Source organism: Streptomyces sp. ISL-36, from assembly GCF_018614205.1.
Lineage (GTDB): Bacteria > Actinomycetota > Actinomycetes > Streptomycetales > Streptomycetaceae > Streptomyces.
Genome location: NZ_JAGGOS010000057.1, coordinates 384 through 15,974, shown reverse-complemented (window position 1 = coordinate 15,974; position 15,591 = coordinate 384). Strand labels below are relative to the sequence as shown.

At 71.7% G+C, this 15,591-nt stretch carries 13 protein-coding genes; 8 read left to right on the top strand and 5 right to left on the bottom strand.

Going from position 1 to position 15,591, the window contains the following annotated elements; genetic code table 11:
- Window positions 1-9 precede the first annotated feature (9 nt).
- Both J7E93_RS15550 and J7E93_RS15545 read right to left on the bottom strand, forming a co-directional pair.
- Entirely contained in the window at window positions 10-783 is a 774-nt protein-coding gene (locus J7E93_RS15550) for an SDR family oxidoreductase (RefSeq protein WP_215069715.1), read from the bottom strand.
- 90 nt (window positions 784-873) lie between these two features.
- Window positions 874-1,551: an MOSC domain-containing protein gene (locus J7E93_RS15545; RefSeq protein WP_215069713.1), complete on the bottom strand. Its 678-nt coding sequence runs from the start codon at window positions 1,549-1,551 to the stop codon at window positions 874-876.
- Between the two features lie 80 nt (window positions 1,552-1,631).
- Here J7E93_RS15545 and J7E93_RS15540 point away from each other — a divergent pair, with 80 nt between their 5' ends.
- On the top strand, window positions 1,632-2,525 hold the full coding sequence (locus J7E93_RS15540; RefSeq protein WP_215069712.1) for a LysR family transcriptional regulator: 894 nt from the start codon (window positions 1,632-1,634) through the stop codon (window positions 2,523-2,525).
- Window positions 2,526-2,617: 92 nt separating this feature from the next.
- Here the strand turns inward: J7E93_RS15540 and J7E93_RS15535 are convergent, their stop codons facing one another.
- Window positions 2,618-2,965, bottom strand: coding sequence for a WhiB family transcriptional regulator (locus J7E93_RS15535; protein WP_215069710.1), 348 nt, complete (start codon window positions 2,963-2,965; stop codon window positions 2,618-2,620).
- A gap of 460 nt (window positions 2,966-3,425) precedes the next feature.
- On the opposite strand from J7E93_RS15535, the gene J7E93_RS15530 reads away from it, so the two are divergent.
- The 4 genes from J7E93_RS15530 to J7E93_RS15515 all read left to right on the top strand — a co-directional run bounded on the left by J7E93_RS15530 (window position 3,426) and on the right by J7E93_RS15515 (window position 7,803).
- Window positions 3,426-4,037, top strand: coding sequence for a response regulator transcription factor (locus J7E93_RS15530; protein ID WP_003948568.1), 612 nt, complete (start codon window positions 3,426-3,428; stop codon window positions 4,035-4,037).
- Between the two features lie 287 nt (window positions 4,038-4,324).
- The gene (locus tag J7E93_RS15525) at window positions 4,325-4,927 is read left to right on the top strand and encodes a sigma-70 family RNA polymerase sigma factor (protein ID WP_251066595.1); all 603 of its coding nucleotides are present in this window, start codon (window positions 4,325-4,327) and stop codon (window positions 4,925-4,927) included.
- Between the two features lie 140 nt (window positions 4,928-5,067).
- A complete protein-coding gene (gene guaB, locus J7E93_RS15520) occupies window positions 5,068-6,573 on the top strand; it encodes an IMP dehydrogenase (protein ID WP_215069708.1) in 1,506 nt (501 codons plus the stop codon).
- Window positions 6,574-6,678: 105 nt separating this feature from the next.
- The gene (locus tag J7E93_RS15515) at window positions 6,679-7,803 is read left to right on the top strand and encodes a GuaB3 family IMP dehydrogenase-related protein (protein WP_215069706.1); all 1,125 of its coding nucleotides are present in this window, start codon (window positions 6,679-6,681) and stop codon (window positions 7,801-7,803) included.
- 125 nt (window positions 7,804-7,928) lie between these two features.
- Here the strand turns inward: J7E93_RS15515 and J7E93_RS15510 are convergent, their stop codons facing one another.
- Both J7E93_RS15510 and J7E93_RS15505 read right to left on the bottom strand, forming a co-directional pair.
- The gene (locus J7E93_RS15510) at window positions 7,929-8,420 is read right to left on the bottom strand and encodes a hypothetical protein (RefSeq protein WP_215069704.1); all 492 of its coding nucleotides are present in this window, start codon (window positions 8,418-8,420) and stop codon (window positions 7,929-7,931) included.
- A gap of 92 nt (window positions 8,421-8,512) precedes the next feature.
- Window positions 8,513-9,754 carry a nucleotide sugar dehydrogenase gene (locus tag J7E93_RS15505; RefSeq protein WP_215069702.1) on the bottom strand — a complete coding sequence of 414 codons (1,242 nt, stop codon included), beginning with the start codon at window positions 9,752-9,754 and terminating at the stop codon, window positions 8,513-8,515.
- Window positions 9,755-9,993: 239 nt separating this feature from the next.
- Here J7E93_RS15505 and J7E93_RS15500 point away from each other — a divergent pair, with 239 nt between their 5' ends.
- The 3 genes from J7E93_RS15500 to J7E93_RS15490 form a co-directional block, all read left to right on the top strand.
- On the top strand, window positions 9,994-11,700 hold the full coding sequence (locus J7E93_RS15500; RefSeq protein WP_215069700.1) for a glycerol-3-phosphate dehydrogenase/oxidase: 1,707 nt from the start codon (window positions 9,994-9,996) through the stop codon (window positions 11,698-11,700).
- 304 nt (window positions 11,701-12,004) lie between these two features.
- Entirely contained in the window at window positions 12,005-14,458 is a 2,454-nt protein-coding gene (locus tag J7E93_RS15495; RefSeq protein ID WP_215069698.1) for a serine/threonine-protein kinase, read from the top strand.
- Window positions 14,459-14,606: 148 nt separating this feature from the next.
- A partial coding sequence (locus tag J7E93_RS15490; protein ID WP_215069691.1) for a protein kinase occupies window positions 14,607-15,591 on the top strand: 985 nt, incomplete at its 3' end.

Genomic DNA, 15,591 nt, shown 5'->3' with positions numbered 1-15,591 from the left:
TCCCGCCCGTCACCTCGGTCCGTATGCGCGGCCCGCCTTGGAGGACACCCCTCCGAGCAGGCCGCGCGGCGCCAGCTTCACCACGCCCATCAGCGCCTTGTAGCGCGGGTCGGGGATGGAGAGCGTCTTGCCCCGCGCCAGGTCGGACAGGGCCGTCGCGACCAGCTTGTCCGCGTCGAGCCACATCCAGCGCGGGATGTTGTCCGTCCCCATCCCGGCCCGCTCGTGGAACTCCGTACGGACGAACCCGGGACACAGGGCCATCAGGCGCACCCCGCTGCCCGCCAGGTCCCGCGCCGCGCCCTGGGTGAACTGCACCACCCACGCCTTCGACGCCCCGTACGTGCCCCGCGGCACGAACGCGGCCACCGAGGCCACGTTCACCACGCCGCCCCGGCCCCGGGTGCGCATGGACCGCGCCGCCGCCGACGTCAGCCGCAACACCGCCTCGCAGTGCACCGTCAGCATCTTCAGCTCGTCGGCCATGGACACGTCCAGGAACTGGCCCTTGTTGCCGAAGCCGGCGTTGTTCACCAGCAGGTCCACCGGCTGTCTGGGATCGGAGAGCCGGGCCTCGACCGCGGCGATGCCCTTCTCCTCGGAGAGGTCCGCGGCGAGGACCTCGGCCTCGATGCCGTGCCGGTCGTGCAGCTCGGTCGCCTGCTCCCGCAGCCTCTTCACATCGCGGGCCACGAGCACCACGTCGTGTCCGTCCGCCGCCAGCTTCCGCGCGAACGCGGCCCCGATCCCCGCCGTCGCGCCCGTAATCAGTGCAGTCGTCATAGCGGCACGGTAGTGCCCCTCCGGCGCGCCACCACGGGCAGTGGTGCGCGACCGGAGCGCCGCCGGCCCGTTGCTGCCCCTTGCGGCCCCTTACGCGTCGGTTCCGTACTTCTCCGCGTACGTGCGGGCGAGGCCGAGGAGACCCGACTCCATCCACTCGGCCGCGACCAGCGTGCTCGGCAGCAGCGTGCGCTCGGTCGTCGCGGCCCGGTGCAACAGCGCGACGGTGACCCCGTGTTCCGGCCGGTGCACGACGCTCACCGGGTCGCCGGCCGCGAACTCGCCCGGCTCGATCACCCGCAGCAGCGCGCCCGGGCCGGCCGTCGACCCGGTGAAGCGCCGGACCCAGCCCTGCTCCGCGACGAAGCCGGCGAAGGTACGGCAGGGGATGCGGCCCCCGGTCACCTCGAGGACCACGTCCCGGCCGATCCGCCAGCGCTCCCCTATCAGGGCCCCGTTCACATCGAGGCCGAGGGTGGTGAGGTTCTCGCCGAAGGAACCATTGGCCAGTGGTCTACCCAGTTCCCGCTCCCAGAGGTCCATGTCCTCCCGGGCGAAGGCGTACACCGCCCGGTCGTCGCCGCCGTGGAACCGCAGGTCGCAGACCGCGTCCCCGGCGACCCCGCTCGCCCCGACGCCACGGGGCCCGGGCGCCTCGACCCGTACCGGCCCCTCGATCGGCCGCTTGTCGATGCCCGTCGTCCCGGAGGGGGCGTCGGTGTACTCCACGGCCTTCGCCGGGCCCGCATTCACGCTGATCACCTTCATGGCGGCACCCTAGGCGATTCTCCTCAAAGACATGAGGGGGATATTGGCCGCAAGGCCCAAGAGTCGCTTATGCTCGACGCATGATCGAGGCACGCCATCTCCGCGTCCTGCGCGCCGTCGCGGCCACCGGCTCCTTCTCCGCCGCGGCGCGCGAACTGGGCTGCACCCAGCCCGCGGTGAGCCAGCAGATGAAGGCGCTCGAATCCTCCGCGGGCACCCCGCTGCTGATCCGGACCGGCCGCGAGATGCGCCTCACCCAGGCGGGCGAGGCGCTGGTCCGCCACGCCTCGGGCATCCTCGCCGGCCTCACGGCCGCGGAGGAGGAGGTGGCCGCCATCGCCGGTCTGCGCGCCGGCCGCGTCCGTCTGGTCTCCTTCCCCAGCGGCAGCTCCACCCTCGTCCCCACCGCCCTCGCCGCCCTGCGCGCGGCACATCCGGGCACCCGGGTCTCGCTGGTGGAGGCCGAGCCGCCGCGCTCGGTGGAGATGCTCAGGGACGGCGACTGCGACGTGGCCCTCGCCTTCCGATACGGGGCGGGCCCGGCCGAGTGGGACGACCTCGTGGTCCGCCCGCTGCTCGCCGACCGGCTCGTCGGCCTGGTGCCGGAGGCTCACCGGCTCGCGGACGCGGAGTCGGTGGGGATCGCCGAACTGGCTGAGGAGTCCTGGATCGCGGGCTGCCCGCGCTGCCGCCGTCAGCTGGTGGAGGTCTGCGAGGAGGCCGGCTTCACGCCGCGCATCGACTTCGCCACCGATGACTACCCGGCCGTGGTCGGGCTGGTCGGTGCCGGTCTGGGGGTGGCCGTCCTGCCGGAGCTCGCCATCGAGTCGGTACGCCCCAAGGGGGCGCGGACCGTGGCCGTGGAGCCGGCCGTCGAACGCGAGATCGTCGCCCTCACGCTGCCCGATCTGGCCCAGGTGCCGGCCGTCGCCGCGACCCTGGACGAACTCTCCCGCGCCGCCACGCGCGCGTAGCGGCGTCCGTGGGGCCGGGCGGGGTGTTCCCGGCCCCGTTCACATGCTGTTTTCCCTGCCGGGCTGTTCCCTTGCCGTGCAGAAACGTTCCTTCAGGCGTGCCCCACGCCTGCCGAACTCGATGCCGATGCCGTTGCCGTGGCTGATGCCGTGATCAGGCGATTGCGGGCTCGTCCCATGAGCTCTTCGCGTTCGTCCTCGGTGAGGCCGCCCCAGACGCCGTAGGGCTCCCGTACGGCGAGTGCGTGTGCCGCACACTCCGCGCGTACCGGGCACCGCATGCAGACCTCTTTCGCCGAGTTCTCACGCGCACTCCGTGCCGCGCCGCGCTCTCCCTCGGGGTGGAAGAACAGGGAGCTGTCGACTCCGCGGCAGGCCGCGAGAAGTTGCCAGTCCCAAAGATCGGCGTTTGGTCCGGGAAGGCGGGAGAAATCTGCCATTGCGCTTGTCCCCTTGAAACCGTGTCGAACGGATAGGTGGGCGGGTGGATGGCTGATGAGTGGGGGAGTTGGGGGCCTTCGCCCCCCAGGGGTCTCGGATACCCGCTCTCGCGGGATCGACCCGACCGTACAACTACTGTCTAAGTAGATGTAAATATGACTCATTGCGAATCTAGCCACAGACACCACTGAAAGGGAAGAAAACCCGCTAAATGGGGCATAGCTTCCGAATAAAGGACGGAAGTCCCCGCGTCGCTCTCCTCCGCGCACGCCCCCTCACGTAGAGTGCCGAAGGCGGCCGTCCGACCCGTAACTCTTTCGAGTGACCATCGTTGAGAGTGCGGAGGCGGTTGAAGGAACAAGCGCTCGGGCAGATGTCCGAGGGCGTCAACCGCACAGGTGACGATACGTACCAGCCCTGGAGGCTCAAGGTGACGCGCATCAGCTGCGGAGGGCGGCCATGACATCCGTCCTCGTCTGCGACGACTCCCCGCTTGCCCGAGAGGCGCTTCGCCGCGCGGTCGCGACCGTGCCCGGCGTGGAGCGCGTGACCACCGCGGCCAACGGCGAGGAAGTCCTCCGCCGCTGGGGCGCGGACCGCTCGGACCTGATTCTGATGGACGTACGCATGCCCGGTCTGGGCGGCGTGGAGACCGTCCGCCGGCTGCTCTCCGCGGACCCCGGCGCCCGCATCATCATGCTCACCGTCGCCGAGGACCTGGACGGTGTCGCGCTCGCGGTCGCCGCCGGCGCCCGTGGCTATCTGCACAAGGACGCCTCGCGCGCCGAACTGCGGGCCACGGTCACCCAGGCCCTCGCCGACCCGACCTGGCGCCTCGCCCCGCGCCGACTGCGGTCGGCCGAGATGGGCGCGGCGCCGACCCTCACCGCCCGTGAGATCCAGGTGCTCGAAGGCATGAGCCACGGCCGGTCCAACGCGGAGATCGGGCGCGAGCTCTTCCTCTCGGAGGACACCGTCAAGACGCACGCGCGGCGCCTGTTCAAGAAGCTGGGCGCATCGGACAGGGCCCACGCCGTCGCCCTCGGCTTCCGTTGGGGCCTGGTCCGCTGACGGCCGTGACCAGGTCGCATCCCCGTCCGCCACCGGCGGACGGGGCGGCTTCCGTTGGCCCCTGACCCCGTCACGGCAGCGGGTCCGGACCCCGTGGGGACGGCGGCTTGTGTCACTTACGCGCGGGATGCCGCATCCTTGAGGGTGTGGAGTTCCTCGGGGACGAGTCGATCGAGCGGGAGGGGAGGGCGCAGGAGATGAGTTCCGGCGCACCTGCTCATAACGCTTCGGTGCACAACTACGGACGCGGTGCCGCGAATCCTCAGGCGTCGAGGCACCATGGAGCGATGCGCGACGACGAGACCGGGGGGTCCCCCATGCCCGCAGGGCCGGGGGAGATCGGTGCACTCGTCCACCGCGCCGTCGAGGGCGACGAGCAGGCGACGCACGACCTTCTGGCGCGCGTGCACCCGCTCGCCCTGCGCTACTGCCGCACCCGGCTGAACCGGTTGCCCGGTGACGCTCGCCACTTCGTCGAGGACCTGGCCCAGGAGGTCTGCGTCGCCGTCCTGATGGCGCTGCCGCGCTACAAGGACACCGGCAGGCCCTTCGAGGCGTTCGTCTTCGCCATCGCCGGACACAAGGTCGCCGATCTGCAGCGGGCCGCGATGCGGCATCCGGGATCGACGGCCGTGCCCTCCGACGAGATGCCGGAGCGGCCGGACGACTCGCTGGGTCCCGAGGAGCGCGCGCTGCTCAGCGACGACGCGGAGTGGGCCAAGAGGCTCCTGGCCAACCTGCCCGAGAACCAGCGCGAGCTGCTGGTGCTGCGGGTCGCGGTCGGGCTCACGGCGGAGGAGACCGGCCAGATGCTCGGCATGTCGCCGGGAGCGGTGCGGGTGGCGCAGCACCGCGCGCTCAGCCGACTGCGGGCGCTGGCCGAGCAGTAAGGGCCGGCGGGGGCCGGTGGCCCTCACGTACACGTAGGAACGTACAAAGCTTCTCGGTGATCTTGATCGTGGAATGAGACACCGCTGTAGCCCGTTAGCATGGACATCCGCACCGATCAAGACCATTTGGGGAAGGTGTCATGACTGCCAACGTCGACGGAGTGCCCGAGAAATTCGCGACACTCGGGCTGACCTACGACGACGTGCTGCTGCTGCCGGGCGCGTCCGACATGGCGCCCGACCAGATCGACACCTCCTCGTACATCTCGAAGAACGTACGGGTGAACATCCCGCTGCTCTCCGCGGCGATGGACAAGGTCACCGAGTCCCGCATGGCGATCGCGATGGCGCGGCAGGGTGGCGTGGGCGTGCTGCACCGCAACCTCTCCATCGCCGACCAGGCCAACCAGGTCGACCTGGTGAAGCGCTCCGAGTCCGGCATGGTCACCGACCCGATCACGGTCCACCCGGACGCGACGCTCGGCGAGGCCGACGCGATCTGCGCCAAGTTCCGCATCAGCGGCGTCCCGGTCACCGACCAGGCGGGCAAGCTGCTCGGCATCGTCACCAACCGCGACATGGCCTTCGAGTCGGACCGCAGCCGCCACGTGCGCGAGGTCATGACCCCGATGCCGCTGGTCACCGGCAAGGTCGGCATCTCCGGCGTGGACGCCATGGAGCTGCTGCGCCGCCACAAGATCGAGAAGCTGCCGCTCGTCGACGACGCGGGCATCCTCAAGGGCCTCATCACGGTCAAGGACTTCGTCAAGGCCGAGAAGTACCCGAACGCCGCGAAGGACAAGGAAGGCCGGCTGCTCGTCGGCGCGGCCGTCGGTGTCGCCGGCGACGCGTACGAGCGCGCCCAGGCCCTGATCGAGGCGGGCGTCGACTTCATCGTCGTCGACACCGCGCACGGCCACTCCCGCCTCGTCGGGGACATGGTCGCCAAGATCAAGTCGAACGCGGCGGGCGTCGACGTCATCGGCGGCAACATCGCCACCCGCGACGGCGCCCAGGCGCTGATCGACGCCGGTGTCGACGGCATCAAGGTCGGTGTCGGCCCCGGCTCCATCTGCACCACGCGCGTCGTCGCCGGCATCGGCGTACCGCAGGTCACCGCCATCTACGAGGCCTCCCTCGCCGCCAAGGCGGCCGGCGTCCCGGTCATCGGCGACGGCGGTCTGCAGTACTCCGGCGACATCGCCAAGGCGCTCGTCGCCGGCGCCGACACGGTGATGCTCGGCTCGCTGCTCGCCGGCTGCGAGGAGTCCCCGGGCGAGCTGCTCTTCATCAACGGCAAGCAGTTCAAGTCGTACCGCGGCATGGGCTCGCTCGGCGCCATGCAGTCCCGTGGCGAGCAGCGCTCCTTCTCCAAGGACCGCTACTTCCAGGAGGGCGTCGCCTCCGACGAGAAGCTCGTCCCCGAGGGCATCGAGGGCCAGGTCCCGTACCGCGGTCCGCTCTCCGCGGTCGTCCACCAGCTGGTCGGCGGCCTGCGCCAGTCGATGTTCTACGTCGGCGGGCGCACCGTGCCCGACCTTCAGGCGAACGGCCGATTCGTCCGGATCACCTCGGCGGGCCTCAAGGAGAGCCACCCGCACGACATCCAGATGACGGTCGAGGCGCCGAACTACAGCAGGAAGTAACGCGCACGTCAGCGAGGGGCGGTTCCGGGATGTGGCCGGAACCGCCCCTCGCGCGTGTGTCGGGGATACTGGTAGGCGCAGACATAGAGGGAAAGGCCACACATCGTGACTGAGATCGAGATCGGGCGCGGCAAGCGCGGCCGCAGGGCGTACGCGTTCGACGACATCGCCGTCGTACCGAGCCGGCGCACCCGGGACCCGAAGGAGGTCTCGATCGCCTGGCAGATCGACGCCTACCGCTTCGAGCTCCCCTTCCTGGCGGCCCCGATGGACTCGGTCGTCTCGCCGCAGACCGCCATCCGCATCGGCGAGCTGGGCGGCCTGGGCGTGCTGAACCTCGAGGGTCTGTGGACCCGGTACGAGGACCCGCAGCCGCTCCTGGACGAGATCGCGGAGCTGGACGAGGCCACCGCGACCCGCCGTCTGCAGGAGATCTACTCCGCCCCGATCAAGGAGGAGCTGATCGGGCAGCGGATCAAGGAGGTGCGCGACTCGGGCGTGGTCACCGCCGCCGCGCTCTCCCCGCAGCGCACCGCGCAGTTCTCGAAGGCCGTCGTCGACGCCGGGGTGGACATCTTCGTCATCCGCGGCACCACGGTCTCCGCCGAGCACGTCTCCGGCGCCGCCGAACCGCTGAACCTGAAGCAGTTCATCTACGAGCTCGACGTCCCGGTGATCGTCGGCGGCTGCGCCACGTACACCGCGGCGCTGCACCTGATGCGGACCGGCGCCGCGGGCGTCCTGGTCGGCTTCGGCGGCGGCGCGGCGCACACCACGCGCAATGTGCTCGGCATCCAGGTTCCGATGGCGACCGCGGTCGCCGATGTGGCCGCGGCCCGCCGTGACTACATGGACGAGTCCGGCGGCCGGTACGTCCACGTCATCGCCGACGGCGGTGTGGGCTGGTCGGGCGACCTGCCCAAGGCGATCGCCTGCGGCGCCGACTCGGTGATGATCGGCTCCCCGCTGGCCCGTGCCACGGACGCGCCGGGCAAGGGTCACCACTGGGGCATGGAGGCCGTCCACGAGGACGTGCCGCGCGGCAAGCTGGTCGACCTCGGCATCGTCGGCACGACGGAGGAGATCCTCGCCGGCCCGTCGCACATCCCGGACGGCTCGATGAACTTCTTCGGCGCACTGCGCCGGGCGATGGCGACGACGGGCTACAGCGAGCTCAAGGAGTTCCAGCGCGTCGAGGTCACGGTCGCGGACGCGCAGCACAAGCGCTGAGTCCACGAAGTACGGCGAGGGCCCGCACCGGACGGTGCGGGCCCTCGCCGTGTATGGGCTCCGTGAACGCGCTGCGTGTAGGGGCTGCGTCTACGTGCCGTCTGTACGGGCTGTGTGTACCGCTGCTACTGGGCGGCCTTCTTGGAGCCGGAGAACGCGGCGAACGCGGCGAGCGCGAAGAACAGGAACGTCATGGCGTCCTTGCTCTCGCCCCACACCTCCGTGAGCATGTCGAAGTGCTCGAAGAACATCTCCGTGGCGGGGATGTTCAGCTCCTTGCCTCCGAGGATCGCGATGGCGACGAGCTGCCCGCAGTACACGGCACCGAGGGAGAGCACGGCGCTGACGACCGGCAGGACCGGGTTGCGGCCGCCGACCTTGCCGGCGGCGAAGCCGACGAGGAAGCCGACGCCGATCGCGGCCCAGCCGATCTCGCGCTCGACGGCTCCGGCGATACCGCCGTACACACCGCCGGCGACGAGCGCGGCGACGAGGGCGGCGACGAGACCCAGCCCCACGTTGTCGCGGGCGGGTGCCGGCGGCGGGGCCATCGGGTACGGCGTGGGCGTCGCGCCCTCGGCGAACGGGTTGCCGGGCGGCGGAACGGGCTGGCTCATGCTGTGGATCCCCCCAGGGACGGTTGCGCACGACTGTGCGAACGAGAGGCCCGGAGACTAGCAGCCCGCTCCGACAACCGGCCGGGGGATTCTCACAGGCGGTGTGCCGCGCCCGCCGGGGTGGCGCCGCGGGTGTCCAGGAGGAGTTGGGCCTTCACCGCCAGGCCCTGGAGGTCGTAGGTGCGGTGGTGCTGCAGAAGGACCGTCAGGTCGGCGTGCGCGGCGGCCTCGTAGAGGGAGTCCGCGCGGGGGACGGGGAGGTCGCGGACACGCCAGTCCGGGACGTACGGGTCGTGGTAGCTGACCACGGCGCCCAGATCCATCAGGCGGCGGGCGATCTCGTCGGCGGGGGAACTCTCGCGGTCGGCGAGATCGGGTTTGTACGTGATGCCGAGCAGAAGGACCCGGGCGCCCCGCGCCGACTTGCCGTGCTCGTTGAGGAGGGTCGCGCAGCGCTGGATGACGTACTGCGGCATGCGCTCGTTGACCTGGCTCGCCAGTTCGACCATGCGCAGCGGGCGGTGGGTGCCGATGGTGTCGACGGGGACGCCGTGGCCGCCCACGCCGGGACCGGGCCGGAAGGCCTGGAAGCCGAAGGGCTTGGTCTCGGCGCAGCGGATGACGTCCCACAGGTCGACGCCGAGTTCGTGGCAGAGCACCGCCATCTCGTTGACCAGGGCGATGTTGACGTGCCGGAAGTTGGTCTCCAGGAGCTTGACCGTCTCGGCCTCGCGCGGGCCACGCGCGCGTACCACCTTGTCGGTGAGTCGGCCGTAGAAGGCGGCGGCGGATTCGGTGCAGGCGGGAGTGAGGCCTCCGATGACCTTGGGGGTTCCGGCGAAGCCGCGGGTGCGGCTGCCGGGGTCGAGGCGGCCGGGGGAGTAGGCGAGGTGGAAGTCACGGCCCGCCCGCAGGCCGGAGCCTTCTTCGAGGAGGCCGCGCAGCAGGCCCTCGGTGGTGCCGGGAGGAACGGGGGACTCCAGCAGGACCGTGGTGTGGGGCCGCAGTCGGGTGGCGAGGGCGCGGGCGGCGTCGGTGACCCCGGTGAGGTCGAGGGCGCGGTCGGGGCCGGGCGGGGTCGGGGCGCAGATGACGGCCGTGCGGACCCTGCCGAGTTCGGCGGGGCTGGTGGCGGGCCGGAAGCCCCCCGAGAGCATCCGGCGGATCTCCGACGCGGTGAGCGAGCCGTCGACCGGCGGGCGGCCGGCGGCGAGTTCGGCGACGGGGCGGGGGTCGGTGTCGTAGCCGACGGTGTCGATGCCGGCGGCGATGGCGGCCTGGGCGAGGGGGAGTCCGTGGTGGCCGAGGCCGATGACGGCGAGATCAGCGGGCATGAGGGTGGGCCGTCCTTCCCAGTAGCCGGAGGGGACGAGAAGCGCAAGCCCGGTGGACAGAACGGGTCGAGCGCAATGTCAGACTAGGCGTAAATATGACCGATATGCCGCATTGTGAGGTCGAAGGTCGCCGAGTGTTATCCACAGGCGGCGTTATCCACAGGCGGTGGCTGAAGTCGGACACCCGGGACAGAATCGACTGTGAGCCCGACCACACGGGGGGACGACGGGAGGCAGCGGTGAGGACAGCGACACTGGGACCCGCCGAGCGCGCGGAAGCGCTCGCGGCGATGGCCGAGCGTGAACTGGACGTGCTGGTCGTGGGCGCCGGAGTGGTCGGCGCCGGGACCGCCCTCGACGCGGTCACGAGAGGACTCTCGACCGGTCTGGTGGAGGCCCGCGACTGGGCGTCCGGCACGTCGAGCCGGTCGAGCAAGCTGATCCACGGCGGCCTGCGCTATCTGGAGATGCTGGACTTCGCGCTGGTACGGGAGGCGCTGAAGGAGCGCGGGCTCCTCCTGGAGCGGCTCGCACCCCATCTGGTGAAGCCGGTGCCCTTCCTCTACCCCTTGCAGCACAAGGGCTGGGAGCGGCTGTACGCGGGCTCGGGCGTCGCGCTGTACGACGCGATGTCGGTGTCTTCGGGCCACGGCAGAGGCCTGCCGGTCCACCGCCACCTCTCGCGGCGGCACGCGCTGCGGGTGGCGCCCTGCCTGAAGAAGGACGCCCTGGTGGGCGCGTTGCAGTACTACGACGCCCAGATGGACGATGCCCGCTTCGTCACCACACTGGTTCGTACGGCGGCGAGCTACGGAGCGCAGGTCGCCAACCGTGCGCGGGTGGTCGGCTTCCTGCGCGAGGGGGAACGCGTCGTCGGCGCCCGGGTGCAGGACGTCGAGGCGGGCGGCGAGTACGAGATCCACGCCAAGCAGATCGTGAACGCGACCGGGGTGTGGACGGACGACACCCAGGCCCTCATCGGGGAGCGGGGGCAGTTCCACGTACGGGCGTCGAAGGGCATCCACCTGGTGGTCCCCAAGGACCGGATCCACTCGAACACCGGACTGATCCTGCGCACCGAGAAGTCCGTGCTCTTCGTGATCCCGTGGGGACGGCACTGGATCGTGGGCACCACGGACACCGACTGGGACCTGGACAAGGCCCATCCGGCCGCATCCAGCGCCGACATCGACTATCTGCTCGAACATGTGAACAGCGTCCTGGCCGTTCCGCTCGGCAGGGACGACGTCCAGGGGGTGTACGCGGGGCTGCGGCCCCTGCTGGCCGGAGAGTCGGACGCCACCAGCAAACTCTCGCGGGAACACACCGTCGCCCACCCCGTCCCCGGTCTGGTCGTCGTCGCCGGCGGCAAGTACACCACCTACCGGGTGATGGCCAAGGACGCCGTCGACGAGGCCGTGCACGCGCTCGACCAGCGGGTCGCCGACTGTGTCACGGAGGACGTACCGCTCCTCGGCGCCGAGGGCTACAAGGCGCTGTGGAACGCCCGGGCCAGGATCGCCGCGCGGACCGGCCTCCACGTCGTACGGGTCGAGCATCTGCTCAACCGATACGGAGCCCTGACGGAGGAGGTCCTGGAGCTGATCGCCGCCGATCCGGGGCTCGGCGAACCCCTCGCCTGTGCCGAGGACTATCTGCGCGCCGAGATCGTCTACGCCGCCTCGCACGAAGGGGCCCGGCACCTCGACGACGTCCTGACCCGGCGGACCCGGATCTCGATCGAGACCTTCGACCGGGGGACGCGGAGCGCACGGGAGTGCGCGGAGCTCATGGCGCCGGTCCTGGGCTGGGACGACCGCCAGATCGACAAGGAGGTGGAGCACTACGAGAAGCGGGTGGAGGCGGAGCGCGAGTCGCAGCGGCAGCCGGACGACCTGACGGCGGACGCGGCGCGGCTCGGGGCACCGGACATCGTGCCGATCTGACCGGACGTCGGGACACCGCAGGCTCCGCCGACCGGGGGACGGGCCGTCAAGTCGTCCCTCCAAGGAGCGCGTTCGCCGGCGGGTGCGGCATCCTGTCGGTACGGGCCGGGGAACCTTCAGGGGGTGGCTGCGCGTCGGGTGGCTTGATGGGAGCGCTTTCCCCAGGGGCCGTCCTCTCGGAGTGCGGACCCGGGAGCGGCATCGGTCCTGGGGTGAGAGACAATGGGCTCTCTTCCAGGGCGGGTTACCGCATCGCGCGGGAAGCGGCAGCGCGGGCGAAGATCAGGGATCGCAGAGGGGACGCATGTCGGAGGCGGAGCAGTCGCGGGACACGGCGCGGGACCCTCGGCGGGACGCCGGGGCGGGAGCCGGAACCGACAGCGACCGGGGTGTGGTGCCGGCGGCCCGTGAGGCGGAGTCGGACGCGGGCTCCGGCCCGAGGACGGACACGACGAGCAGCGCCGAGAGTGTCGGCGACGCCGCCGGCGACGGCGGTGCCGGGGCCACGGACGGCGGGTCGGGGAAGGTGCCCGGCGCGGCGCGGTCCGGCGAGGCGCCGGCCTCGAAGCCGGAGGCCGAGGCGGGCTCGGCGGCGAAGCCTTCGGGCGCGAAGCCTTCGGGCTCCGCGCCGTCGGGTTCGAAGCCCTCGGATGGCGTTCCCTCGGGTGCTGTGCCGGAGGACGCCGTTCCGTCGGGTTCGGAGCCGTCGGATGCCGTGCCGTCGAAGTCGCTTCCCTCGGACGCCGTTCCTTCGGACGCCGTTCCCTCGGGCGCCGTTCCCTCGGGCGCCGGGGCCTCGGACGCGGTGCGTTCCGACGGCCGCTCGGCCGGTGCCGAGCCGGTGCGTGCCCCGAGCGCGGGGCAGGGGCTCAGGAAGGGCGCGGGCGCGGGGCGCTCCGGGAAGGCCGGCGCCGGGGCGACGGCCGAAGGGCGGCTGCTCGCCGGGCGCTACCGGCTCGACGGGGTGCTCGGACGCGGCGGCATGGGCACGGTGTGGCGCGCGGTCGACGAAACGCTCGGGCGGACCGTCGCCGTCAAGGAGCTGCGCTTCCCCAACAGCATCGACGAGGACGAGAAGCGACGCCTCATCACCCGGACCCTGCGCGAGGCGAAGGCCATCGCCCGGATCCGGAACAACGGCGCCGTCACCGTCTACGACGTCGTCGACGAGGACGACCGGCCGTGGATCGTCATGGAGCTGATCGAGGGCAAGTCCCTCGCGGACGCCGTCCGGGAGGACGGCACCCTGACGCCCCACCGCGCCGCCGAGGTCGGCCTCGCCATCCTCGACGTGCTGCGCTCGGCGCACCGCGAGGGCATCCTGCACCGCGACGTGAAGCCGTCCAACGTACTGATCGCCGAGGACGGCCGTGTCGTCCTCACCGACTTCGGCATCGCCCAGGTCGAGGGCGACCCGTCGATCACCTCCACCGGCATGCTCGTCGGCGCGCCCTCCTACATCTCGCCCGAGCGGGCCCGTGGCCACAAGCCCGGACCGGCCGCCGACATGTGGTCGCTGGGCGGACTGCTGTACGCGAGCGTCGAGGGCAGCCCGCCGTACGACAAGGGTTCCGCCATCGCGACCCTGACCGCCGTGATGACCGAGCCCGTCGACCCGCCGAAGAACGCCGGGCCCCTGCTGGAGAAGGTCATCTACGGCCTGCTCGCCAAGGACCCCGCGCAGCGGCTCGACGACGCCGGCGCGCGCGTGCTGCTCAAGGCCGTGCTCGACGCGCCCGCGCCGGTCTTCGAACCCGAGCCGTCGCCAGAGGCCACGCGCGTCGTTCCGCTGCCGCCGCTGCCTGCCGCGCCGCCGTTCGCGCCCTCCGTGAAGGAGAAGCCCGCCGATGCGGCCGCCGAGCGGGTGCGCGGGGCGCTGAAGTCCGTACGCGACGCGGCAGCCGCGGTGAAGCCCGAACAGAAGGCCAGGCCGAAGCCGGAGCCGCTCCAGGGCGGGAACCGGCCGGTGCAGCCGCGTGCCTCGCTCACGGACGTGGTGCCCCGCCGCACCCAGGTGATCATCGCCGCGGTCGTGGTCCTGGCCCTGCTCGGCACCATCCTGGCCGTCGCGCTGGGCGGCGGCGAGGACGGTACGGACACCAAGGGCGGCGGCAAGGGCACCGGGGACAAGGCGACCTCCGCAGGGACCACCGCGGGGAACGGCGAGGGCCAGGAACAGGGCCGGACGCCGAGCGACCCCGGTCAGCAGGGCGGCGAGCAGCCGGGCGGTACGGGCGAGCAGAGCGGTACGCCGTCCTCGAAGCCCAGCGCCGGCGGTACGGAGGCGGGCGGCGCCCAGTTGCCCGCCGGGTACAAGATGGTGACCGACGACCGGTTCCACTTCTCCATGGCGATGCCGGCGACCTTCACGCTCAACGCCATCGCGGGCCGGAACTCCGGCGGGATATTCAACGCGAACGGCGGCTTCCCGCGTGTTCAGGTCGACTTCAACGACAGCCCGAAGGACGACGCGTACAGCGCGTGGGCCGGCGCCGTGGCCGGGGTGTCCGCGAGCAGCAACGGCTACCGCCACATCGGCATCAGGACCGTCTCGTACAAGAACTATCCGACCGTCGCCGACTGGGAGTTCGAGCGGAACCAGAGCGGCATGCGGGTCCGGATCCTCAACCGGGGCTTCAAGGTGGACGCCAAGCGCGGCTACTCCATCATGATCAGCTGCAAGGCGGACGAGTGGGACGCCGTCGCGTGCAGGACGCTGCGGGACACGGCGTTCGCCACGTTCAGCCCCAAGGACTGACCCGCGACACGTATCGTGAGAGGTCGCGGACCGTACGCAGCCGAACAGAGCCGTTAACTGCACCGGGCCGGACCGGAATTGACGGCTTTCGTACGATCCGTGGGGTCCGTGGGAACCCCGGGGACAGCGCGCTCGGTGGGGAGGCGTCGTGGACGACTACGCGGGAAGGGTGCTCGCCGACCGCTACCGCCTGCCGTTGCCGCCCGCGGACGCGTACGAACTCCTGGAGACGCGCGCCTTCGACACCTACAGCGGTCAGGAAGTTGTCGTCCGCCAGGTTCCGTTGCCCGAGGTGGTCGACGCCGAGGTCGTCGAGGACGACGGAGCCGGCTACACGCCGTACCGCACCCAGGGCCGGGCGACCCGTCGGCCGGCCGACCCCGCCGTGCGACGGGCCGTCGAGGCGGCGCAGGCTGCCGCCCAGATCCCCGACCATCCGCGCCTCGACCAGGTCTTCGACGTGTTCGCGGAGACCGGTTCGCTGTGGATAGTCAGTGAGCTGGTGGCGGCCACACCGCTGGCGGCGCTCCTCGACGAGCGGCCGCTGAGCCCTTACCGCGCCGCCGAGATCGGCTCGGACGTCCTCACCGCCCTGCGGGCGCTGCACGCGCACGGATGGGCCCATCGCAACATCACCGCCCGCACGGTGCTCGTCTGCGACGACGGACGCGTGGTGCTGACCGGACTCGCGGCGGGGGCGGCGGAGGAGGCCCTCTGCGGCTACGCGCCGGTTCCCGTCCTGGAGGAGGACGAGCGGGGATACGGCGGCGGCCACGGTGCCGGTGACGGTGGCCGTGGCGAGGAGGAGCCGCCGCCGGGTGCCACCGTCCCCGGAGCGCGCGGGCGCAGGGAGATCGAGGCGGCGGCCGGGGACGGACCGGCGGCAGCGAAGGGCCTTTCCGGAGCTCCGGAGCCGGCGGCGCCGACTTCGTCATCGACTCCGGCGGCGACGCCCGTTGCGCCGCCCCAGGCGCCCGCTCCGACTCCGCCGTCGACTCCGGTCTCCGACGTGCGGGCGGCGCGCGCGGGAGCCATCGCCGCCTACCGGGCGGGCGCCCGGGCCGCCGCCCAGATCGGGGAGACCGGGGCCGTCCCGGTGCAGCGCCCGGTCCCCGACACCGACACCGACACCG

Coding starts and splice junctions, on each gene's coding strand:
- J7E93_RS15550 (WP_215069715.1), bottom strand. CDS start 783: ATGACGACTGCACTGATTACGGGCGCGACGGCGGGGATCGGGGCCGCG.
- J7E93_RS15530 (WP_003948568.1), top strand. CDS start 3,426: ATGACATCCGTCCTCGTCTGCGACGACTCCCCGCTTGCCCGAGAGGCG.
- J7E93_RS15535 (WP_215069710.1), bottom strand. CDS start 2,965: ATGGCAGATTTCTCCCGCCTTCCCGGACCAAACGCCGATCTTTGGGAC.
- J7E93_RS15505 (WP_215069702.1), bottom strand. CDS start 9,754: ATGCCCGCTGATCTCGCCGTCATCGGCCTCGGCCACCACGGACTCCCC.
- guaB (WP_215069708.1), top strand. CDS start 5,068: ATGACTGCCAACGTCGACGGAGTGCCCGAGAAATTCGCGACACTCGGG.
- J7E93_RS15525 (WP_251066595.1), top strand. CDS start 4,325: ATGCGCGACGACGAGACCGGGGGGTCCCCCATGCCCGCAGGGCCGGGG.
- J7E93_RS15545 (WP_215069713.1), bottom strand. CDS start 1,551: ATGAAGGTGATCAGCGTGAATGCGGGCCCGGCGAAGGCCGTGGAGTAC.
- J7E93_RS15510 (WP_215069704.1), bottom strand. CDS start 8,420: ATGAGCCAGCCCGTTCCGCCGCCCGGCAACCCGTTCGCCGAGGGCGCG.
- J7E93_RS15540 (WP_215069712.1), top strand. CDS start 1,632: ATGATCGAGGCACGCCATCTCCGCGTCCTGCGCGCCGTCGCGGCCACC.
- J7E93_RS15495 (WP_215069698.1), top strand. CDS start 12,005: ATGTCGGAGGCGGAGCAGTCGCGGGACACGGCGCGGGACCCTCGGCGG.